The 20,944-nt window shown below is 67.4% G+C and carries 18 protein-coding genes; 4 read left to right on the forward strand and 14 right to left on the reverse strand.

Features of this window, described 5'->3' with window-relative positions:
* Positions 1 to 192: 192 nt before the first annotated feature.
* Positions 193 to 1,113 carry a LytTR family DNA-binding domain-containing protein gene (locus tag EO174_RS06045; protein ID WP_126943052.1) on the reverse strand — a complete coding sequence of 307 codons (921 nt, stop codon included), beginning with the start codon at positions 1,111 to 1,113 and terminating at the stop codon, positions 193 to 195.
* Positions 1,114 to 1,265: 152 nt separating this feature from the next.
* On the opposite strand from EO174_RS06045, the gene EO174_RS06050 reads away from it, so the two are divergent.
* Together EO174_RS06050 and EO174_RS06055 are read left to right on the forward strand one after the other, a co-directional pair.
* Positions 1,266 to 2,480: an acyltransferase family protein gene (locus EO174_RS06050; protein ID WP_126943055.1), complete on the forward strand. Its 1,215-nt coding sequence runs from the start codon at positions 1,266 to 1,268 to the stop codon at positions 2,478 to 2,480.
* Positions 2,481 to 2,580: 100 nt separating this feature from the next.
* Positions 2,581 to 3,618, forward strand: a complete 1,038-nt coding sequence (locus EO174_RS06055) for a DUF1176 domain-containing protein (RefSeq protein ID WP_126943058.1) — start codon at positions 2,581 to 2,583, stop codon at positions 3,616 to 3,618.
* 812 nt (positions 3,619 to 4,430) lie between these two features.
* Here the strand turns inward: EO174_RS06055 and recJ are convergent.
* From recJ to EO174_RS06125, 13 genes are all read right to left on the reverse strand, one after another.
* Positions 4,431 to 6,170 (reverse strand): single-stranded-DNA-specific exonuclease RecJ, encoded by a 1,740-nt coding sequence (gene recJ / locus EO174_RS06060; RefSeq protein ID WP_126943061.1) that lies wholly within the window; start codon positions 6,168 to 6,170, stop codon positions 4,431 to 4,433.
* On the reverse strand, positions 6,167 to 7,087 hold the full coding sequence (locus EO174_RS06065; protein ID WP_126943064.1) for a phosphoglycerate mutase: 921 nt from the start codon (positions 7,085 to 7,087) through the stop codon (positions 6,167 to 6,169). The genes recJ and EO174_RS06065 overlap by 4 nt, the downstream gene beginning before the upstream one ends.
* Positions 7,088 to 7,117: 30 nt before the next feature.
* Complete coding sequence (greA, locus tag EO174_RS06070) at positions 7,118 to 7,582, reverse strand: transcription elongation factor GreA (protein ID WP_016903166.1); 465 nt, start codon at positions 7,580 to 7,582, stop codon at positions 7,118 to 7,120.
* A gap of 8 nt (positions 7,583 to 7,590) precedes the next feature.
* Positions 7,591 to 10,833, reverse strand: a complete 3,243-nt coding sequence (carB, locus tag EO174_RS06075; RefSeq protein ID WP_126943067.1) for a carbamoyl-phosphate synthase large subunit — start codon at positions 10,831 to 10,833, stop codon at positions 7,591 to 7,593.
* Between the two features lie 114 nt (positions 10,834 to 10,947).
* The gene (locus EO174_RS06080; RefSeq protein ID WP_232087973.1) at positions 10,948 to 11,289 is read right to left on the reverse strand and encodes a hypothetical protein; all 342 of its coding nucleotides are present in this window, start codon (positions 11,287 to 11,289) and stop codon (positions 10,948 to 10,950) included.
* 11 nt (positions 11,290 to 11,300) lie between these two features.
* Positions 11,301 to 12,434, reverse strand: a complete 1,134-nt coding sequence (carA, locus tag EO174_RS06085) for a glutamine-hydrolyzing carbamoyl-phosphate synthase small subunit (protein WP_104585273.1) — start codon at positions 12,432 to 12,434, stop codon at positions 11,301 to 11,303.
* Between the two features lie 238 nt (positions 12,435 to 12,672).
* Positions 12,673 to 13,389 carry a 4-hydroxy-tetrahydrodipicolinate reductase gene (gene dapB / locus EO174_RS06090; RefSeq protein ID WP_126943070.1) on the reverse strand — a complete coding sequence of 239 codons (717 nt, stop codon included), beginning with the start codon at positions 13,387 to 13,389 and terminating at the stop codon, positions 12,673 to 12,675.
* A 443-nt stretch (positions 13,390 to 13,832) separates the two neighbouring features.
* Complete coding sequence (locus EO174_RS06100; protein ID WP_126943073.1) at positions 13,833 to 14,555, reverse strand: MOSC domain-containing protein; 723 nt, start codon at positions 14,553 to 14,555, stop codon at positions 13,833 to 13,835.
* On the reverse strand, positions 14,552 to 15,754 hold the full coding sequence (locus EO174_RS06105; protein ID WP_126943076.1) for a PLP-dependent aminotransferase family protein: 1,203 nt from the start codon (positions 15,752 to 15,754) through the stop codon (positions 14,552 to 14,554). The genes EO174_RS06100 and EO174_RS06105 overlap by 4 nt, the downstream gene beginning before the upstream one ends.
* 369 nt (positions 15,755 to 16,123) lie before the next feature.
* On the reverse strand, positions 16,124 to 16,624 hold the full coding sequence (locus EO174_RS06110; protein ID WP_104585307.1) for an autotransporter outer membrane beta-barrel domain-containing protein: 501 nt from the start codon (positions 16,622 to 16,624) through the stop codon (positions 16,124 to 16,126).
* 57 nt (positions 16,625 to 16,681) lie between these two features.
* Positions 16,682 to 16,936 (reverse strand): DUF6587 family protein, encoded by a 255-nt coding sequence (locus EO174_RS06115; RefSeq protein WP_016904924.1) that lies wholly within the window; start codon positions 16,934 to 16,936, stop codon positions 16,682 to 16,684.
* 1 nt (position 16,937) lies between these two features.
* Positions 16,938 to 18,797 (reverse strand): ferrous iron transporter B, encoded by a 1,860-nt coding sequence (locus tag EO174_RS06120; protein WP_104648642.1) that lies wholly within the window; start codon positions 18,795 to 18,797, stop codon positions 16,938 to 16,940.
* Entirely contained in the window at positions 18,794 to 19,042 is a 249-nt protein-coding gene (locus EO174_RS06125) for a FeoA family protein (RefSeq protein ID WP_104585288.1), read from the reverse strand. The genes EO174_RS06120 and EO174_RS06125 overlap by 4 nt, the downstream gene beginning before the upstream one ends.
* A gap of 116 nt (positions 19,043 to 19,158) precedes the next feature.
* Between EO174_RS06125 and EO174_RS06130 the strand changes: the two genes are divergently transcribed.
* Entirely contained in the window at positions 19,159 to 19,956 is a 798-nt protein-coding gene (locus EO174_RS06130) for an enoyl-CoA hydratase-related protein (protein ID WP_115676862.1), read from the forward strand.
* Positions 19,953 to 20,849, forward strand: coding sequence for a hydroxymethylglutaryl-CoA lyase (locus EO174_RS06135; protein ID WP_016904356.1), 897 nt, complete (start codon positions 19,953 to 19,955; stop codon positions 20,847 to 20,849). Before EO174_RS06130 ends, EO174_RS06135 begins: the two co-directional genes overlap by 4 nt.
* The last annotated feature ends 95 nt before the right edge of the window (positions 20,850 to 20,944 follow it).

The following is a 20,944-nucleotide window of genomic DNA, read 5'->3' on the forward strand; positions in this document are numbered from 1 at the left end:
CGGCGGCGGCGGAACGCGGTGGCGATCGTGACGGGCCGCAGGTTCGTGCCGGCCATGGACGTCATGGCGACCACTGCAAGCTCAGACCGGAGCAAGGCAGCCAGCAGGCGGTCCAGATGACGAGCGTCTGGGCTCATCTGCCACTGCGAGGCTGGCGCTCGCTCCGGTCGCAAGGCTGACCGCCTGGAACGGTCAGCCCGGCGCGGCCTCGACACGCTGCGGTGTGGGCGCCTGCCCCGCCAACGCCCGTAATGCAGCCAGGTAACGGCGGCTGCACGGCAGCACGGCGGCGTCGGCCAGGTGTACACGCGCGTCGCCGGATTCCAGCGGCTCGATCGCCTGCACGCGTGCCAGCTTCACCAGATAGCTGCGATGGATGCGCACGAACACGGCCGGGTCGAGCCTGGCCTCGATCGCGGCCATCGTGCTGCGCAGCGGGTAATCGTGGCCGCGTACATGCAGGTTGACGTAGTTGCCCGACGCCTGGATCCACTCGATGTCGGCGGTGGCGACCAGGAAGTCGCGTCCCAGCTTGCGCACCAGAAAGCGTTCCGGACGGTCCAGTGGCTCGACCGGCGGGCCTTCGTCCGGCGCGGTCAGCAGATGCGCCTCGCCCTGCCGACGCCGGCCATACCAGGCCAGCGTGTGGCGTAGCGCCACCAGCAGGGCAAAGGTGCGCAGATCCTTGGACAGTTCGTACATCCACTGCAACCGCAAGGCGCCGAAATCGTAGTGCGCACCGACCGCCAGATAGACCAGCTTGCGCAGCAGCACCATGCCGCTCACGTGCAGCAGCCACCAGACAAGTGCGGCCGCAATATAGACAGGAACGCGCCGCCGCCAGACATCGGCATGCAATGGCCAACGCGTGCAGAGCCAGATCAGCGGCGGCAAGAGCAGCAGTGAGACGGTCGCGCTGCTCAGCTCCCAGGTCAGCACCTGCCACAGCAGCAGCGGCTGGCCGTCGCGCCGTGCCGCCAGCCATGTGCTGGCGGTGTTGCCCAGCGCGCTGCCATAGAAAACCAGCAGCCAGATCAACGCTACCCACCGCCTGCCCGCATTGGCAGCGCTGTCGGTCTGGCGTTCGATCGCCCCGGACACAGGTGAATTCATCCGCGCATTCTATGCAAACCGCCAGCTTGCCGCCCCCGGTTCGTCCCTGCAGGACCGCAACTGGTCACTCCAGGACGGCATTGCCACCCTTGGCGCAGCTGCCTGGGGCCGGCGTTGCCGAGGATGCGGGCACGTCTCCTACCGACACGACCATGACCGAGCGCCGCCACGATATCGACGCCTTGCGCGTCTTCGCCTTCGCACTGCTGATCCTGTACCACGCGGGCATGGCCTACGTGGCCGACTGGGAGTTCCACCTCAAGAGCGTGCACACCGCGCAGTGGCTGCAATGGCCGATGATCGTGCTCAACCGCTGGCGGATGCCCTTGCTGTTCATGATCTCCGGCATCGCCATCGGGTTGTCGCGGCCGCAGGCCACGCCCTGGCGCTTTGCCTTGCGGCGCTGCGGGCGATTGCTGCCACCGTTGTTGTTCGGCATGTTCGTGGTGGTCGCGGTGCAGGCCTATTGCCAGGGCGTGAGCAACGGCAAGGTCAGCCCGGGCTTGGGCAACTTCCTGTTGCGCTACTGGCAGGTGCGGCCGTGGCCGGCCGGCAGTTTCGATGGCTGGCAGCATGGCATCACCTGGAACCATCTGTGGTATCTGGCCTATCTGCTGCCCTACACCGTCGCATTGATGGCGCTGGTGTCGCTGACACGCCCGCTGCGGCTGACCGCGTTACCGGGCCTGCCCACTGCGCTGGCGGTGCCGGCTCTGCTGCTGTTGCCGATCCTGTGGGAAGCGTTCTGCGTGCTGTGGGTGATGCCACGCCACCCGCCCACCCACGCGCTGTTTGGCGACTGGTTCGTGCACGCCGAGTCGTTCCCGCTATTCGTCCTGGGATACCTGCTGGCGCGCAGCGAGCGCTTCTGGCAGTGGGCCGTGCAGCTGCGCTGGCTCACGCTAGGCACCGCGCTTACGGCAATCGGCACCGAACTGGCCATTCGCTATGCCAGCATCCATGGGCAGACTGCGCAACCGGGTGCAGCGCTGGCCGCGCTGCCGTGGGCGGTGATCGAGCACAGCGCACGTGCCGCCTACACATGGCTGGCGCTGCTGACGATTCTTGGCTGGGCCAGACACCGATTGAACCGCCCGTTCCGCTGGCTGCCGTACTGCACGGAGGCGGTGTTCCCGTGGTACATCCTGCACCAGAGCCTGATCATCGTGACGCTGTACTGGCTGATGCCGTTGCATCTGAATGCCTGGCTGGAGCCGACGCTGGTGATCGCCGCCACCGTGATCGGCTGCCTGGGGTTGCATGAGTTTGCGATCCGCCGGGTGCGCTGGTTGCGTCCCTTGTTCGGATTGCGCGCACGCACGCCGCGTTCGGCGAGGAAGGCCGACGTCATGCCGATGACCTCATGAACACCAGGCGCAGGGGTGGCGCTGTTTCGCATGCCACGCACTGGACTGCCCGTCGGCAGCAACGCAAGATGCGCGCCGGACACGCTCTTTCGAAGACACCATGCGCCCTACCCTGCTTGCCGCCACCTTGTTGCTCGCGCCTGTCGCCGCCCTTGCCGATGCGCCGGTCGGCATTGCCTTCGACCACCAGGACTGGACCATCGCCTGCGACAACACCCGCACCTGCCGCGCTGCCGGCTATCAGCCGGATGACGACGGCAGCACGCCGGTGTCGGTGCTGCTGACGCGCAAGGCCGGTGCCGGACAAGCGGTCACCGCCGAGTTGATGCTGGGCCAGTACGACGAGGTCAAGATGCCGGCCTCGCTCAGCTTGCGCATCGACCAGCGCGACCTGGGCAAGCTGGCATTGAATCGCGACAGCGGCACCGCGCCGCTGACCAGCGCGCAGGTGACCGCACTGCTGGCCGCACTGACCCGCAGCAGCAAGATCGTGGCAGTGGGCAACGATGGCCGCCGCTGGCAGCTGTCCGATCGCGGGGCGGCGGCGGTGTTGCTGAAGATGGACGAGTTCCAGGGCCGGCTAGGCACGCGCGGCGCACTGGTGCGCAAGGGCGATCGCGACGAGGCCACGGTGCTGCCGGCCGTGCCGGCACCGCAGGTGCGCGCGGTCAAACTCGCAGCCCCGCAAGCGGCCGATGCCCGCCTGGGCACGCTGCCTGCGCTCTATCAAGCACTGCGTGCCAGCTTGCCGGCCGATGAGGAATGCAAGGGACTGCAGGCCGACGATACGGCCGAGCCGCTGTCGATCACCCGGCTCAGCAGCGACAAACTGCTGGTGTCGACCGACTGCTGGATGGGCGCCTACAACGTCGGCACCGGTTTCTGGGTGATCAATGCACGCGCGCCGTTCGCGCCGACGTTGGTGACCACGCACGCCAGCGATATCGACGGTTCCACCATCCTTGAATCGCAGAAGGGCCGCGGCCTGGGCGATTGCTACAGCGAGGCCAGCTGGACCTGGGACGGCCGCCGTTTCGTGCCGACCTCCGAATCCACCTCCGGCCTGTGCAGATTGGTCGCCGCTGGCGGCGCGTGGGAATTGCCGACCTTGGTGACCGAGGTCAAGAAGGCGCCCTGATCAAGGCGAGGACAGGGCGAGCGAGTGCGAGCGTCAGTGTGCGCTTGCACGGTCTTGCAGGACGCTTCGAACTGCAAACCAGACTGCTTTGCGGCCGTCAGGCATGCGGCTCTTAGAGCATGTACTCCCGCATAAATGCCGCCTGTGGTGCGAAGCTCAGTGCAGAGCACATGCAGAGCGGCTGAGCTGTTGCCTGGCTGCAGGCCCTTTCCCGCCCACCCTCGCGGGACACGCCGCAAGTACGTCCGTGCAGGCTCTGGCGCGGCATCCATGCCGCTCAAGGTCCCGCGACGGTGGGCAGGCAAGAACCAGTCCAGATGGTCGGTGTGCGTGGTTGCAGGCGGAGCATGACGCGTGTGGCTTGGATCACGGCGCGTCCGATCGGCTCCCCGGCACACGCCGAACAACACAGGGCCTTCAAGAAAACACCTGCAGCGTCGTCATCGCGAAGCTTGAAAACAAGATGGTGAAGCGGCCTGCCTTGACCAGGTCGCGGAAACGACATGCCGAGGCGGCAGCGTGGCCGGGGATTGGCGGAGAGCGGCACTCAGGATGTGCCGCGGCGGCGAGTCAGACAGGATGTCTGACAAAGCCGAGGAGCCGATCCCCGGCCGCGCTGCCGCCCCTTACCGAAGCCAGCGACTGGCAGCCGCGCGCCTGAGAACCCGACGCTCAGCTCCCTCCACGGACGGATTCACGGCGCATCCGGCGAGCGGCGAGGACACCACGCGCCCTCGACCAACGCGGCCTGGATCATCCAGATGACACCAGGTGCAGCCTACAAAAGGCAGAGAGAACGCTGAGCCCGCAGCTCAGCCAGTGACTGTCGCCGGCTCGCAATGTTCGACGATCAACTGCACCGCGGTGCCGCCGCGATAGTCGTCGCTGACCAGGCGGTACGCCAGCCGCACCATGCGTGCCGGCTCGCTGCCGCGCCAGCCATTGAAGTGGATGGCGTTGAGCGGTTCGGCGCGGCCGGCACAGCGCAGCGTGAGCTTGAGATGGCGCTCCTTGAGCAGGCGCCATTGCAGCACTTCGAACCGGCCATCGAACAGCGGCTCGGGAAAACCCTGCCCCCACGGCCCGGCCACGCGCAGTGCCTCGGCATGCAGGTGATCGAGCTCGTGCGCGGCCAGTTCGCCGTCGCTGTGCAATTCGGCATGCAGCAACGAGGCATCCACCATCGTCTGCACCTGGCGCTGGAATGCCTGCTCGAAGGTCGCCAGCGCGGCCTGCTCCAGGCTCAATCCGGCCGCCATCGCATGCCCGCCGAACTTCTGGATCAGGCCCGGGTGGCGCGCGTCCACCGCAGCCAGCACATCGCGGATATGCAGGCCGGGAATCGAACGCGCCGAGCCACGCAGCTGGCTGCTGCCCGGCTCGGCCGGCGCCAATGCAATCACCGGGCGATGCAGCCGGTCCTTGAGCTTGGAGGCGACCAGGCCGATGACGCCGGGATGCCAGTCGGCGTCGAACAGGCACGCGGCGATCGGCAATTCGCCATCGGCATCCAGCACCACCTTGGTGACCGCCTGCTCGGCATCGTCGGTCATCAACTGCTGCACCGCGCGACGCTCGGCGTTGATCTCCTCCAGGGTGCCGGCGATCTCGCGCGCCCGGCTCCAGTCTTCGCTGAGCAGCAGTTCGATGCCCAGGGCCATGTCTTCCAGCCGGCCGGCGGCGTTGAGACGTGGCCCCAATGCAAAGCCGATATCGCTGGCGCTCAGGCGCGCCACGTCGCGGCCGCTGGCCTCGATCAGGGCGCGCAGGCCGATGCACCCCTTGCCCTCGCGCAGGCGGCGCAGGCCGGCCGACACCAGCGCACGGTTGTTGGTGTCCAGTGGCACCAGATCGGCGACCGTGCCGACCGCCACCAGGTCCAGCAATACCGACAGATCCGGCTCGGCGCGTTCGGCAAAGGCGCCGCGCGCGCGCAGCACGCCGCGCAAGGCCATCAGCACGTAGAAGATCACCCCGACCCCGGCCAGGGATTTGCTCGGGAAGCGGTCGTTGGCCAGGTTCGGATCGACGATCGCATCGGCCGGCGGCAATACCTCGCCAGGCAGGTGATGGTCGGTGACCAGCACCGTCCAGCCACGCGCCTTGGCCGCGGCCACGCCGGCGTGGCAGGCGATGCCGTGATCGACGGTGACCAGCAGATCCGGCTGCAATGCAGCCAGCTCGTCCACCAGCGCAGGCGACAGACCATAGCCATGCACCATGCGATTGGGCACGGCGTGGTGGACATCCAGCGCGCCGAGCATGCGCAAGCCACGCACGCCGACCGCACAGGCGGTGGCGCCATCGCAGTCGAAATCGCCCACCACCAGGATGCGACGCTGCTGTGCGATCGCATTGGCCAGCAGCTCGGCCGCGACGTCGCTGTTGTGCAACAACTGCGGCGACAGCAGCTGCCCCAGACGCGGCTGCGCGCCCTGCGTATCGGTCACGCCGCGCGCGGCATAGATGCGGCGCAGCAGCGGCAACATGGCATCGGGCCAACTGCCGGCCTGCCCGGGTGGGCGCCGGACGATCCGCGGGGTGGAGGTCATTGCGCCAGCTGTGCCCGCGGCTTGCGCCAGAAACGCCAGCGTTGCGCATGCGTCAGCGACACGGTGTCGCCATCCTGGAAATCCAGCACCAGCCGATCCAGTTCGCCACGCGCCATTGCCGCCAGCAACGGCGCCACCGCGTCGTCGCTGAACTGCTGCAGCGAGCGCAGGTGCCGCAGGTCCACCAATGCGTCCACGCGTTGTTCGCCCTGCGCATCGGCGCCAGCCGCCAGCGCCAGCGCACGCAGCAGCGATTCGCGGCTGCGCACCTGACGGTGCGGCGAGCTCACTGCCTGCGGCAGCACGCCGCCGCCCCAGAACCACAGCGAATTGATCGCCGGCTTGCCGCTGGCCACGCGGCCCTCGTTCCAGGGATGCTGATGCAGCAGCACCTGCGCTTCGGTCAGCAAGGCACGCCAGCGCCGGCCGACCTCGCCAGCCGGCAGATGCTCGAACAGGTCATCGCCGATCGCCAGATCCGGCGGCGCGAAGTCGGGCAGCCTGGCATCCGGCGACAGCCGCAGATACCAGCGCGCAGGCGTGGGCGCATCCAGCAGGAAGCCGGCATCGCCGAACATCGGCTTGAGGATCGGCAACAACACCGCCAGATCCTCGGCGGTGGGGCCGAGCGCCTCGCCGTAGCCCATCAAGCGCGCGCCCTGCATGTCCGGTACCACGTAGGCCGGATCGGCACGCACCCAGGTCGCACCGGCCGCATCGCCGGCATCGAGCTGGCGGGTCAATGCGGCCACCGGCCACTGCGCAGGCGTCAGCGTGAAGTGGCGCTGCAGCTGCGCCACCTCGCCGGGCTCGGTGCTTTGCTGGTCGGCGCGCGCCAGCGCACGCGACACCGGCGTGTCGCCCAACGCACCGGGCAGGCGGCGTCTTTCCGGCAGCAGCAGCGTTGCAGTGGTCATCGGTCGGTGGCGTCGCTCGATCCCGGCCCGTCAGTCCAGATAGGCAACGCTGACCACTTCGTACTCGCGCTGGCCGGCCGGGGCATCGATGGTGACCGAATCGCCTTCCAGCTTGCCGATCAACGCGCGCGCCAGCGGCGAGGAGATCGCGATCATGCCCAGCTTGATGTCCGCCTCCAGATCGCCAACGATCTGGTAGCGCTTCTCTTCGTCGGTCTCGGTGTCGGCCAGCGTCACCGTGGCGCCGAACACGATCTTGTTGCCGGCCGACAGCTTGGTGATGTCGATGATCTCGGCATGCGAGAGCTCGCCTTCCAGCTGCTTGATGCGGCCTTCGATGAAGCTCTGCTGCTCGCGTGCGGCGTGATATTCGGCGTTTTCCTTCAGATCGCCGTGCGCACGCGCTTCGGCGATCGCGTTGATCACCGCCGGACGCTTGACCGACTTCAGCTGGTCCAGCTCTTCGCGCAGGCGCTGCGCGCCCTTTGCCGTCATGGGTGCTCTCATGCTTCCAGTTCCTTGTGCAGTTCCTGCAGCGACCAGACAGGGCCGGTGCCGCGGAATTCCAGCGAATGCACCAGCGCCTTGGCGCCGGCGACAGTGGTCGAATAGGTCACGCGATGCTGCAACGCTTCACGCCGGATCGAGAACGAATCGGAAATGGCGGCGCGGCCTTCGGTGGTGTTGACGATATACACGATCTCGCCGTTCTTGATCGAATCGACGATATGCGGGCGCCCTTCGGCGACCTTGTTGACGATCTCGCAGTTCAGCCCGTTCTGCTGCAGCCAGGCGCCGGTACCGCGCGTGGCGACCAGCGTATAGCCGCGCTCCACCAGGGCCTGCGCCACCGGCAGCACGCGCTGCTTGTCCGGGTCGCGCACCGACACGAACGCCTTGCCCACCGGCGGTGCCTTGATGCCGCCAGCCTCCTGCGCGCGCGCAAACGCGGCGCTGAAGCTGCGGCCCACACCCATCACCTCGCCGGTGGAGCGCATCTCCGGCCCGAGGATCGGGTCCACGCCCTGGAACTTGGCGAACGGGAAGATCGCCTCCTTCACCGAGTAATAGCCCGGCACGATTTCCTTGGTGGCGCCCTGCTCGGCCAGCGTCTTGCCGGCCATGCAGCGCGCGGCGATCTTGGCCAGCGGCATGCCGATCGCCTTGGACACGAACGGCACGGTGCGCGAGGCACGCGGGTTCACTTCCAGCAGGAACACCACGTCGTCGCCGGCCTCATCGACCTGCACCGCGAACTGGGTGTTCATCAGGCCGACCACGTTCAGGCCTTCGGCCAGCATCACCACCTGGCGACGCAGCTCGGCCTGGGTCTTGGGCGAGAGCGAATACGGCGGCAGCGAGCAGGACGAATCGCCCGAATGCACCCCGGCTTCCTCGATGTGTTCCATCAAGCCGCCGATCAGCACGTTGCCGTCCTTGTCGGCGATGATGTCCACGTCCACTTCCACCGCGTTGTCGAGGAAGCGGTCCAGCAGCACCGGCGAATCGTTGGAGACCTTGACCGCGTCGCGTACATAGCGCGCCAGGTCGGATTCGCCGTAGACGATTTCCATCGCGCGGCCGCCGAGCACGTAGCTCGGGCGCACCACCAGCGGATAGCCGATCTCGCGCGCCAGCACCAGGGCTTCCTCGGCATTGCGGGCAATGCGGTTGGGCGGCTGCTTCAGGCCCAGCTTGTCGACCAGTTGCTGGAAGCGCTCGCGGTCTTCGGCCAGGTCGATCGAATCGGGCGAGGTGCCGATCACCGGCACGCCATTGGCTTCCAGCGCGCGCGCCAGCTTCAGCGGGGTCTGGCCGCCGTACTGCACGATCACGCCCTTGGGTTTTTCCAGCTCGACGATTTCCAGCACGTCTTCCAGCGTCAGCGGCTCGAAGTACAGACGGTCGGAGGTGTCATAGTCGGTGGACACGGTCTCCGGGTTGCAGTTGACCATGATGGTTTCAAAGCCGTCATCGCGCAGCGCCAGCGCCGCGTGCACGCAGCAGTAATCGAACTCGATGCCCTGGCCGATGCGGTTGGGGCCACCGCCGAGGATCATGATCTTGTCGCGATCGGTCGGCAGCGCCTCGCACTCGTCCTCGTAGGTCGAATACAGGTACGCGGTGCTGGTGGCGAATTCGGCAGCGCACGAATCCACGCGCTTGTAGACCGGGCGGACCTTGAGCGCGCGACGCAGCGTGCGCACCGATTCTTCGTTGGTGCCGGTCAGCTCGGCCAGGCGCGCATCGGAGAAACCGGCGCGCTTGAGCGTGCGCAGACGCGCCGCATCCAGTGCCTGCATGCCGTCGTCGGCCAGTTGCTGCTCGTGGCTGATCAGTTCCTCGATCTGATCCAGGAACCAGGGGTCGATGAACGACAGCGCATACACATCGGCCACGCTCATGCCGGCGCGGAAGGCATCGGCGACATAGAACAGGCGCTCCGGACCCGGCGCCTTGAGCTCGCGCTTGAGCGCGGCGATATCGTCTTCGCTACTCAGGTCCAGGCCGGTCGGATCCAGCCCGATCTTGCCGGTTTCCAGCCCACGCAGCGCCTTCTGCAGCGATTCCTGGAAGGTGCGGCCCATCGCCATCACCTCGCCCACCGACTTCATCTGGGTGGTCAGGCGCGCATCGGCCTGCGGGAATTTCTCGAACGCAAAGCGCGGGATCTTGGTGACCACGTAGTCGATCGACGGCTCGAACGAGGCAGGGGTCAGGCCACCGGTGATCTCGTTCTTCAATTCGTCCAGCGTATAGCCTACCGCCAGCTTGGCGGCGACCTTGGCGATCGGAAAGCCGGTGGCCTTGGACGCCAGCGCCGAGGAACGCGACACGCGCGGATTCATCTCGATCACCACCACGCGGCCGGTGGTCGGGCTGATGCCGAACTGCACGTTGGAACCGCCGGTATCCACACCGATCTTGCGCAGCACCGCGATCGAGGCATCGCGCAGGCGCTGGTATTCCTTGTCGGTGAGCGTCTGCGCCGGTGCCACGGTGATCGAGTCGCCGGTATGCACGCCCATCGGGTCGAGGTTCTCGATCGCGCAGACGATGATGCAGTTGTCCGCGGTGTCGCGGACCACTTCCATCTCGAATTCCTTCCAGCCCAGCACCGACTCTTCCACCAGCACTTCGGTGGTCGGCGACAGTTCCAGGCCACGGCCGACGATCTCGATCAGCTCTTCGCGGTTGTAGGCGATGCCGCCGCCGCTGCCACCCAGGGTGAAGCTGGGGCGGATGATGGTCGGGTAGCCGACGCGGGTCTGGATATCCAGCGCCTCTTCCAGCGTGTGCGCCACTTCGGCCCGGGGGCAATCCAGGCCGATCTCGCCCATCGCCACGCGGAACAGCTCGCGGTCTTCGGCCATGCGGATGGCTTCGCGCTTGGCGCCGATCAGCTCGACGTTGTACTTCTCCAGCACGCCGTGGTCGGCCAGATCCAGCGCGCAGTTCAGCGCGGTCTGCCCGCCCATGGTCGGCAGCAGGGCGTCGGGCTTTTCCTTGGCGATGATCTTCTCGACCGTCTGCCAGTTGATCGGCTCGATGTACACCGCATCGGCCATGTCCGGGTCGGTCATGATCGTGGCCGGATTGCTGTTGACCAGCACCACGCGATAGCCCTCGTCGCGCAGCGCCTTGCACGCCTGCGCGCCGGAGTAGTCGAACTCGCAGGCCTGGCCGATGACGATCGGGCCGGCGCCGATGATCAGGATGGTTTTTAGGTCGGTGCGCTTTGGCATTTCTTTACTCGATTAGGAACATGCGGCAAGCCGCAGGTGCGGAAGAGTGGCCGCGGCGATCGCATCGCGACGCGGCGTGATGTTGCATCGACTCCACGGAGCCGAAAGCCGGGGTCATCCGGCGTATCCATAGCCCAGGGCGCGCAGGGTGTTCTGCATCCACTGATGCAGCGCGAACGCGGCGGCGAAGCTGACCAGGAGCAACAGCCAGCCGGTCCCGGAGGTCTTGCCCCAGCGACGCACCTTGTCCGGGTCGGTGTTCTGCATGCGCTGGTGAAAGGATCCTCCTCCAACCACATAGCCGATGCCGAAGACGACACACATCGGCACCAGCAAGGCCAGTTTGATGCCTCCGGGCAGCGTGATCGACGCCACGCCCGCCTGCGCCTGCTGCAGCGGCATCCAGACGCCCCAATAGGCCACAGCGGCGCCCACCAGCAGGATCAGCACACCCATCAACCGAGCGCTCATGCGCGCTTGGCATCCTTGGCCATCAACTCCACGAACCGATCGAACAACGGGCCCACATCGCGCGGGCCCGGCGAGGCTTCCGGGTGGCCCTGGAACGAGAACGCCGGTGCGTCGGTCAGCGCGATGCCCTGGTTGGTGCCATCGAACAGCGAACGATGGGTCACCCGCACATTGGCCGGCAGCGTGCTTTCATCCACCGCAAAGCCATGGTTCTGCGAGGTGATCATCACCCGCCCGCCGTCCAGATCCTGCACCGGATGGTTGGCGCCGTGATGGCCGGTGGTCATCTTGACCGTGCTGGCGCCGGCGGCCAGCGCCAGCAGCTGATGGCCCAGGCAGATGCCGAAGGTCGGCACCTTCTGCGCGACCAGTTCCTTGATCGCGGCGATCGCGTAATCGCAGGGCTCCGGGTCGCCCGGGCCATTGGACAGGAACACGCCATCGGGCTGCATCGCCAGCACCTCGGCCACCGGCGTGCGTGCCGGCACCACGGTGACGTCGCAACCACGGTCGGCCAGCATGCGCAGGATGTTGAGCTTGACGCCGTAGTCATAGGCCACGACCTTGTGCTTCAGCTCGGTGCGCACGAACGTGTCGGAGTTCAGATCCAGCGAGCCTTCCTGCCAGCCGTAGCTGGTCTCGGTGGAAACCACCTTGGCCAGGTCCATGCCCTTCAGGCCGGGGAAGCTGCGCGCGGCTTCCAGCGCCTTGTCGACATCGATCTCGCCGGCCATCAGCGCGCCGTTCTGGGCGCCCTTCTGCCGCAGCAGGCGGGTCAGCTTGCGGGTATCGATGCCGGAAATGGCCACCACACCGCGGGCCTGCAGCCACTCCGGCAGTGCGACTTCGCTGCGCCAGCTGCTGGGGCGACGCGGCACATCGCGCACGATCAGGCCGGCGGCCCAGATCTTGCTGGCCTCGTCATCCTGATCGGTAAAGCCGGTATTGCCGATGTGCGGATAGGTCAGCGTGACCATCTGGCGGGCGTAGGAGGGATCGGTCAGGACTTCCTGGTAACCGGTCATGGCGGTGTTAAACACCACTTCGCCGACGGAAAGCCCGTTGGCGCCTACGGATTCGCCCTCGAACACGGTGCCGTCTTCGAGGACAAGGATTGCGGGTTGGGTCACGTGGGGTCTCGCTCTGGCTGCCTGGGACTCCGATGCGCTTCCGGCCAAATTCCGGTTGCAGCAAAGCGCGGACGCGGTGCTGGGGACCGGTCCGACGCTGGTTCGGGCAAGCGAGAATTGTAAAGGCAAGTGCCCCGGCATGCCAGCCTGAAGAACACCGGCTGCCGTGCCGGCATCGCAATGGCGGGATGAATGCGCCACTGCGATCATTTGCCATTCATGCGCGGCGACGCACCGCTTACAGCACCAGATCGCGCACGCGATAGCTGCCGGGCGGCTTGCCGAGCAGCCGCTTGGCCGCATGCAGGGCACCACGCGCGAAGATGTCGCGGTTGGTCGCGCGGTGCACCAGTTCCACGCGCTCGCCCAGCCCGGTGAACTGCACCGTGTGCTCGCCGACGATGTCGCCGGCGCGCAGGCTGGCAAAGCGCGGCTGCGCGCCACTGCCGGTGGCCGCCTCCCCCAGCGTCAGCGCGGTCCCGGAGGGTGCATCCTGCTTGTGCACGTGGTGGGCTTCGACGATGTCGCAATCCCAGCCCGGCAGGCTGCCGGCGGCACGCTCCACCAGTTCGGTGAGCACCGCAACGCCCAGGCTGAAGTTGGACGCCCACACCAGTGGAATCTGCTGCGCGGCCTCCAGCAAGGCGGCGCGCTGCGCCTCATCCAGACCGGTGGTGCCGGACACCAGCGGTTTGCCGCGCTGCACGCACAACGCCAGGATCGGCGCGAAGCCCTGCGGCAGGCTGAAGTCGATCGCCACGTCGAAGCTCGGCGCACCGCCGAGCTCGCTGGCGGCGAAATACGGCACGCCGTCCACCACGCGCTGCGAAGGCGAGCGCCCCACCACCGCACCGACGACGTGCAAGGCCTCGTCTTCGGCCGCCAGACGCAGCAATGCCTTGCCCATCCGCCCGGAGGCGCCGTGGATCAGAACTTTCACAGGAGACGGTGTCATGGCGGCAGGCCTAGCTGGGCGATGGGGTTGTACAAGATAGCTGGGAATCGGGAATCGGGAATCGTAAAAGCTGGGATTGGGGGGGCGGGATTGGGGAGTCGTTAAAGCCGGGAATCGGGAATCGGGATCAGGGACTCGTGAGAGCGGGTGCGGGTGTGCGCGTTTTATGTGCTGTGGCGCTTTGGCTTGGTGGCGTCCGTGGGGTGCGCGTGGTGGTTGGCACACAACGGCGCGAGCGGCCATGGGTCGGTGAGGGCTGCGCCGCTGTACGTTGGTAAGGACGATGAAGACGCATGGCACACGGCCATCATGGCGGCGCCTGGAAGGTGGCGTTTGCCGACTTCGTGACCGCGATTCCCCAATCCCGACTCCCGAATCCCAAATCTCAGCCCTGCAGCTAGCGCGGCTGCGGGCTTTGATTGCGTGCGATGGTGTTGCGGCTCTCAGTCGCTTGCGCCATGCAGGCGCTTGCTCCAGCTCTCTATTTCGCGGCGTTGCAGGCGGCGTTCGAATAGCGTCCGCCATGACGGCACCAGCGGCAGCTGCAACACTGCGGTGATGGCGGCGGCATCGACATTGCGCGCGTACAGCAGCTGTTGCAGGCGCGACAGCGGCCATTGCGGATGCGGTCGCTGCTGCAGCGTCAGCATGTCGCCGGCTGCCACGTCGCCGGGTTGCAGCACGCGGTAATACCAGCCGGTGCGGCCGGTATCCTGCACGCGGCGCGCCATGTCGCGCAGGCCGAAGCGGTCGGACAGCTTCCAGCACGGCTGACGCAGCTGCGACACTTCCACCACCGCCGTACCCAATGCAAAGCGATCGCCCAGACAGACCTCGGCCTCGGTAAGGCCGACGCTGCTCAGGTTCTCGCCGAACGCGCCGGCCGTCTCCAGCAACGCATGCGCGCCGAGGTCGGCCTGCCAGGCAGCGTAGTGATCGCGCGGATAGTGATGGATCGCCTTGTCCGGCCCGCCATGCACACGCAGGTCGCCCTGCTCGTCACCGCGCAGCCCGTCCGGACCGACGCGCACAGGCCCGCTCACCGCACGCTTGTCGATGGCACTGCGGCTACCGGGGCGGGTGAAATCGCGTGCGATACCGATCGCCACGCGGTCGATGCTGACCGCGAGCGCCGGCGCCTGCACGCCAGCGGTCTGCGTGGTCACGCGCCCTGCCCGGGCAACTCGGCCAGCGCCTCGCGCAACACCTCACCCAGGACCTGGATGCCGGCATCGATCCTGTCGCCGGGCACGGTGACGAACGACAGCCGCAAGGTATTGACCTGCGGCGAGGTGGCGTAGAACGGCGCGCCCGGCACGAACGCGACATTGCGCGCGATCGCACGCGCCAGCAGCGCGGTGCCGTCCAGCCCGGGCGGCAGGCTCACCCACAGGAACATGCCGCCTTCGGGGCGATTCCATTGCACCTGGGGCGGGAAATGCCGATCCAGGGCCTCCAGCATCAGGCTGCATTGGCGCGCATACAGCGCGCGGATCTGCGGGATATGCGTGTTCAGGAAATCGTCCTGCAGCGTCTGGTGGACCACGCGCTGGGTGAACGACGGCGTATGCAGATCGGCCGCCTGTTTGGCCTGGATCAGCTTGCCCAGCACCGCCTCGGGCGCAACCACATAACCCAGCCGCAAGCCGGGCGCGAGCACCTTGGAGAACGAGCCCATGTAGATCACGCCCTCCGGATTGAGCGACAACAGGCTCGGCAGCGGCCGGCCGCTGTAATACAGCTCGCCATACGGATCGTCTTCGACGATCGGCACGCCCGCTGCTGCTGCGCGCTCCACCAGGGCCTGGCGCCGCGCCAGCGGCAACCGGCGACCGGTGGGGTTCTGGAAATTCGGCAGGCAGTACAGAAAGCGCGCATCGGCCAGCAATGCAGGGTCCAACGCGTCCACCACCACCCCGTCCTCGTCCGAGGGCATGCCGACGAAGCTCGGCTGGAACAGCGAAAACGCCTGCAACGCACCCAGGTAGCTCGGCGTTTCCACCAGCACCTTGCTGCCCTCATCGATGAAGACCTTGCCGAGCAGGTCCAGCCCCTGCTGCGAGCCGGTGGTGATCAACACCTGGCTGGGCCGGATGCTGGCGCCGTCGCGGCTCAGGCGTGCGGCCACCCAGTCGCGCAGCGGCGCATAGCCTTCGGTGGGGCCGTATTGCAGTGCGGCCTGCGGCGCATCGCGCAGCACCTGATCGCTGGCCGCGCGCATGCGCTCCGCCGGAAAGGTGGCCGGCGACGGCAGCCCGCCGGCGAAGGAAATCACCTCCGGCCGCTCGGTCACCTTGAGGATTTCGCGAATCGCCGAACTGGTCAGCGCCTGCGCACGCCGGGAGATCTGGAAGGAGGTCGTCATGGCCCAAGCATAGCGAAGGCGTATGGCCGGCGCGCTGTGCACTGCAGCGTCGGATGCGCACCTCGGTCAATGACAGGGGTAGTGCCGCACCGACCATCGCCACGCGTGGCGACCTGCCTTCCTGCGTTGCGCTGGCGCTACCGAGATTGCCGTGCAGTGCGGTCGATGTCCTCGCGTTGGCGCCTGCCAGCAAGGCGATCGCCACACGTGCATCGCCTTGCACGGAATGTCACCTGTTTCCGCCGACGCAGGCTGCGTGCGCAGGTCGGCTGGGCAGCGAGCCAGATCGGCGCGTGTCGATGACCGGCATCGCGCCCGCGCATCGATGACACCGCCTTGGCAATGCGGCAGCGATAGTGCCGGCGGCGCCTACTCGTACGCCGGGCCGACCCAGGCCGTGCCTTCGCTGCGTTCGATCAAGGTCTTCCAGCGCTTTCGGATCAGCTTGTCGCGCGAGCGGAAGGTCATGCGCACCCCCGGCAAGCCGAGCGTGGCACGTGTCTCGACCATGGCCGAGGCTTCATCGGCGGCGATCTCGATCCTGGTGATCGACTGCTTGTAGTCGATCAACTCTTCCGGGTTGGCCACATGACGCATCTGACGCAGCACCTGCGCCCACTCGCCATTGGATTTGCAGTACTGCTCGCGGGTGGTGGTCTGCCGCTGCTGATGCGAATCCATGCGGTACAGCACCACCATTTCGAACGCCGGCGCGGTCATCGCACACAGCGCTTCGCCGTCCTGACCACGCATCGCCTTGTCGTGCGCGGCGTAGAAATCGCGCACCTGCGCTTCGTCCAGCGCATTGCCGCCATAGTTGTAAACACCGGCGACCGCCGCCAGGACCGCCAACAACACCAACAACCGCATCTGCGTCCCCTGCACTACCGCGTCCTGCGGCCGCGCAAGTGTAAGGGATGCAGTGCGTCAGTGACGACGGGGCGGCGTCGGCCCGCAGCTGTCGCAGCCACCGCAGGCCGCGGCGTTCTGCGCGGCCGGCGGTGCGACGCGGCGGCCCAGCGCCCGCATCCATGCAGGCCGCCCATCGCGCAACAGGCCGATCGCCACTGCGCCACGCAGGCGCCGCAGCGTGCCGGGGAATTGCTTCTTCATCACCACCCACAGGCTGAGCAACACCGCCAGGGCGATGACCACGTATTGCAAGGTGAGCGACAGATCCACCTCAGCCGGCTCCCAGCAGCACGGCCAGCTGGTAGGTCACCAGCGAGGCCAGGTAGGCCAGCGCGAACAGGTACACCGCGCTGATGGTCATCTGTTTCCACGAATTGGTTTCGCGCTTGATCGTGGCCAGCGTGGAGATGCACATCGGTGCATAGATGTACCAGACCAGCAGCGACAGCGCGGTGGCCAGCGACCAGCCATCGCTGATCAGCGGCGACAGGGCCTGCGCGGCGGCATCGTCGTCGGCAGCCGACAGCGCGTACACCGTCGCCAGCGAGGCAACCGCCACTTCGCGCGCGGCCAGGCCGGGAATCAGTGCGATGCAGATCTGCCAGTTGAAGCCCAGCGGCGCGAAGAAGATCGCCATCGCATGGCCGATGCGCCCGGCGAAGCTGTAATCGATCGCCGGCAAGGTGGCGTCGGCCGGCGCGGCCGGAAACGACAGCAGGAACCACAGCAGGATGGTCAGGGCCAGAATGATGCCGCCGACGCGCTTGAGGAAGATCATCGCACGCTCCCACAGCCCCAGCGCCAGGTCCGGCAGATGCGGCAGGCGATAGGACGGCAGCTCCAGCATCAGCGGATGCTCGCTCTTGTCGCGGCGCCACTTCTTCATCGTCCACGACACCAGCAGCGCGCTGACGATGGCCGCGGCATATAGCGCGAACAGGATCAGGCCTTGCTGGTTGAAGATGCCCCACACGGTTTTTTGCGGAATGAAGGCGCCGATCAGCAGCGCATACACCGGCAATCGCGCCGAACACGTCATCAGGGGCGCGACCATGATGGTGGCGAGCCGGTCGCGTGGGTCCTGGATGCTGCGGGTGGACATGATGCCGGGCACCGCGCAGGCAAAGCTCGACAGCAGCGGGATGAACGAGCGCCCGGACAAACCGGCCGCCGACATCATGCGATCGAGCAGGAAGGCCGCGCGCGGCAGGTAGCCGGACTCCTCCAGCGCCAGGATGAAGGCGAACAGGATCAGGATCTGCGGCAGGAACTTGATCACCCCGCCCAGGCCGGTGATGATGCCGTCCTTGAGCAGGCTGTTGAGCGGGCCCTCCGGCAGCGTGGTGCCCACCCACTCGCCCAGCATCGCGGTGCCGGCATCGATCAGGTCCATCACTGGGTTGGCCCAGGCGTACACCGCCTGGAAGATCAGGAACATCACCACCGCCAGCGTGACCAGGCCCCAGACCGGATGCAGCAGCCAGCGGTCCAGCGCATCGTCCACCCGCGAGGTGCGCGTGGGCATGGTCACTGCCGCACCCAGGATCTGCCGCACCTGGGCGTGGTAGTTGCCGTCGGCCGGTGGCGTGGCCGACGGCGCGGCCAGGCTGGCCGCCTGCGTATCGAGCCGCTCGACCAGGGCCTTGGCACCGCCGCGGCGCACCGCCACCGTTTCCACCACCGGCACCCCGAGCGCCTGTTCCAGCGCCGGCAGGTCGATGACGATGCCGCGCCGCTGCGCGGCGTCGACCATGTTCAGCGCCACGATCATCGGCCGGCCCAGCTCGCGCAGCTCCAGCGCAAAGCGCAGATGCAGGCGCAGGTTGGTCGCATCCATCACGCACACCAGCACGTCCGGCGCAGGCTCACCGGGATAGAAGCCGCGGCACAGGTCGCGGGTGATCGCTTCATCCAGGCTGGCCGGCTGCAGGCTGTAGGCGCCCGGCAGATCCAGCACCGCGAAGTCGCGCCCGGACGGCGCACGGAAATGCCCTTCCTTGCGTTCGACGGTGACGCCGGTGTAATTGGCGACCTTCTGCCGGCTGCCGGTCAGCTGGTTGAACAGGGCGGTCTTGCCACTGTTGGGGTTGCCGACCAGCGCCAGACGCATGGGGACGGTTGCGGTGCTCATGCCTGCGCTCCATCGACGCGCACCTGCACGCGGGCGGCCTCGCTGCGCCGCAGGGCGAACCGCGTGTAACCGACCTGCACCAGCAAGGGTTCGCGCCCGACCGGACCGGTCGCCAGTACCGTGACTTCCTCGCCAGCGACAAAGCCCAGTTCGCGCAGCCGCCTGGCGATCGTGTCGTTGGGCAGACGCTCCTCCACGGATTCAACAATGGCGGCGCGATGCAGAGGCATGTCGGACAACGTCACAAAGACGGCCTGATTGTTAGGAATGGTTCTCAATTCTAGCATCGACGCACCGCGTCATGGCTCGGCCGACCCGTGCCACTATCATGGTTCGCATCCCATTCATGGACGTTGACCCAATGCAGGACACCGGCTTGATCGTGGAGGACCAGGGAGCGGTCCGTACGTTACGTCTGCACCGCCCGGCGGTGCATAACGCCTTCGATGCGACCTTGATCAGCGCGCTCACCGACGCCTTGCAGCAGGCCGGCCGGGCAGCGCAGATCCGGGTGGTGGTGATCACCGGTGCCGGCGCCGCGTTCTCTGCGGGCGCCGACCTGAACTGGATGCGCGGCATGGCCGGCGCCAGCGAGGCCGACAACGCGGCCGATGCGCTCGCCCTGGCGCGCCTGATGCGCACGCTGGACGAACTGCCCAAGCCGACCATCGCGCGCGTCAACGGCGCGGCGTTCGGCGGGGGCGTCGGCCTGGTGGCGTGCTGCGATATCGCCATCGGTTGCACCGAGGCGCGCTTCGGCCTGACCGAGAGCAAGCTCGGCCTGCTGCCGGCGGTCATTTCGCCGTACGTGATCGCGGCGATCGGCGCGCGCCAGGCGCGGCGCTGGTTCGCCACTGCCGAGATCTTCGACGCGGCCACCGCGCAGTTGCTGGGCCTGTTGCATCAACTGGTCACCGCCGACCAACTGGATATCGCGGTGGAGCGCCAGGTCCGCCTGTTGCTGGCGGCCGCGCCACTGGCGGCCGCCAGCGCCAAGGCCTTGGTGCGCGCGGCGCTGCCGCCGACCGACCGCGACGCCATCGACGCCGCCAACGCCGCGTGGATCGCACGCCTGCGCGTTTCCCCGGAAGGCCAGGAAGGCCTGGGTGCCTTCCTCGACAAGCGCAGCCCGGCCTGGTTGCCGGAGGGTGCGGCATGAGCGACTTCGTGCGCATTGTCGAAGTCGGCCCGCGCGATGGCCTGCAGAACGAAGCCACACCGATCGCCACCGCCGACAAGATCGCGCTGATCGACCGACTCTCCGCGACCGGACTGCGCAGCATCGAGGCGACCAGCTTCGTCAGCCCGCGCTGGGTGCCGCAACTGGCCGACGCGGCCGAGGTGTTCGCCGGCATCACCCAGGCGCCGGGCATCGCCTATCCGGTGCTGGTGCCCAACCTGCAGGGCTATGCGCGCGCGCGCGCCGCCGGTGCACGGGAAGTGGCGGTGTTCACCGCGGCGTCGGAAGCCTTCAATCGCACCAATACCAACGCCGGCATCGACGAATCGATCGAACGCTTTCGCCCGATCCTGGAACAGGCCGCCCTCGACGGCGTGCGCGTGCGCGGTTACGTCTCCACCGTACTGGGCTGCCCGTACCAGGGCGAGGTGCCGGTGGCCGACGTGGTCGATGTCGCGCAACGGCTGTACACGCTGGGCTGCTACGAGATTTCGCTGGGCGACACCATCGGCGTGGGCACACCGGGCAAGGCACGCCAGATGCTGGCCGCCGTGGCGCAGGCGGTGCCGATGCCGGCATTGGCAGTGCACTTCCACGACACCTATGGCCAGGCGCTGGCCAATATCGCCGCCTGCCTGGAGCAAGGCGTGCGCGTGGTCGATGCGGCGGTGTCCGGGGCCGGCGGCTGCCCCTACGCCAAGGGCGCCAGCGGCAATGTCGCCAGCGAAGACGTGGTGTACCTGCTGCACGGGCTGGGCATGCCGACCGGCATCGACCTGCCTGCCCTCGCCGACACCGGCCGCTGGCTGGCGCAGTTGCTCGGCCGCCAGACCGGCAGCAAGGTCGGCAAGGCCCTGGCGGCCGCCGACTGAGGCGCCAGTCCGGCATGCCACCGTCGCCGCGCCCGCTCCATTCCAGGATCAGTCGCGCTAACGCTTCGGCTAGAATCGCCGGCTGCGTCGTCACC

The organism is Xanthomonas sp. BRIP62418 (assembly GCF_003993495.1).
In the GTDB taxonomy this organism is placed as follows: Bacteria; Pseudomonadota; Gammaproteobacteria; order Xanthomonadales; family Xanthomonadaceae; genus Xanthomonas; species Xanthomonas euroxanthea.

Excerpts from the sequence above, each read along its gene's own strand:
- EO174_RS06045 (WP_126943052.1), bottom strand. The coding sequence starts at position 1,113 with ATGAATTCACCTGTGTCCGGGGCGATCGAACGCCAGACCGACAGCGCT.
- EO174_RS06050 (WP_126943055.1), top strand. The coding sequence starts at position 1,266 with ATGACCGAGCGCCGCCACGATATCGACGCCTTGCGCGTCTTCGCCTTC.
- EO174_RS06055 (WP_126943058.1), top strand. The coding sequence starts at position 2,581 with ATGCGCCCTACCCTGCTTGCCGCCACCTTGTTGCTCGCGCCTGTCGCC.
- recJ (WP_126943061.1), bottom strand. The coding sequence starts at position 6,170 with ATGACCTCCACCCCGCGGATCGTCCGGCGCCCACCCGGGCAGGCCGGC.
- EO174_RS06065 (WP_126943064.1), bottom strand. The coding sequence starts at position 7,087 with ATGACCACTGCAACGCTGCTGCTGCCGGAAAGACGCCGCCTGCCCGGT.
- greA (WP_016903166.1), bottom strand. The coding sequence starts at position 7,582 with ATGACGGCAAAGGGCGCGCAGCGCCTGCGCGAAGAGCTGGACCAGCTG.
- carB (WP_126943067.1), bottom strand. The coding sequence starts at position 10,833 with ATGCCAAAGCGCACCGACCTAAAAACCATCCTGATCATCGGCGCCGGC.
- EO174_RS06080 (WP_232087973.1), bottom strand. The coding sequence starts at position 11,289 with ATGGGTGTGCTGATCCTGCTGGTGGGCGCCGCTGTGGCCTATTGGGGC.
- dapB (WP_126943070.1), bottom strand. The coding sequence starts at position 13,389 with ATGACACCGTCTCCTGTGAAAGTTCTGATCCACGGCGCCTCCGGGCGG.
- EO174_RS06105 (WP_126943076.1), bottom strand. The coding sequence starts at position 15,754 with ATGACGACCTCCTTCCAGATCTCCCGGCGTGCGCAGGCGCTGACCAGT.
- EO174_RS06110 (WP_104585307.1), bottom strand. The coding sequence starts at position 16,624 with ATGCGGTTGTTGGTGTTGTTGGCGGTCCTGGCGGCGGTCGCCGGTGTT.
- EO174_RS06120 (WP_104648642.1), bottom strand. The coding sequence starts at position 18,797 with ATGAGCACCGCAACCGTCCCCATGCGTCTGGCGCTGGTCGGCAACCCC.
- EO174_RS06130 (WP_115676862.1), top strand. The coding sequence starts at position 19,159 with ATGCAGGACACCGGCTTGATCGTGGAGGACCAGGGAGCGGTCCGTACG.
- EO174_RS06135 (WP_016904356.1), top strand. The coding sequence starts at position 19,953 with ATGAGCGACTTCGTGCGCATTGTCGAAGTCGGCCCGCGCGATGGCCTG.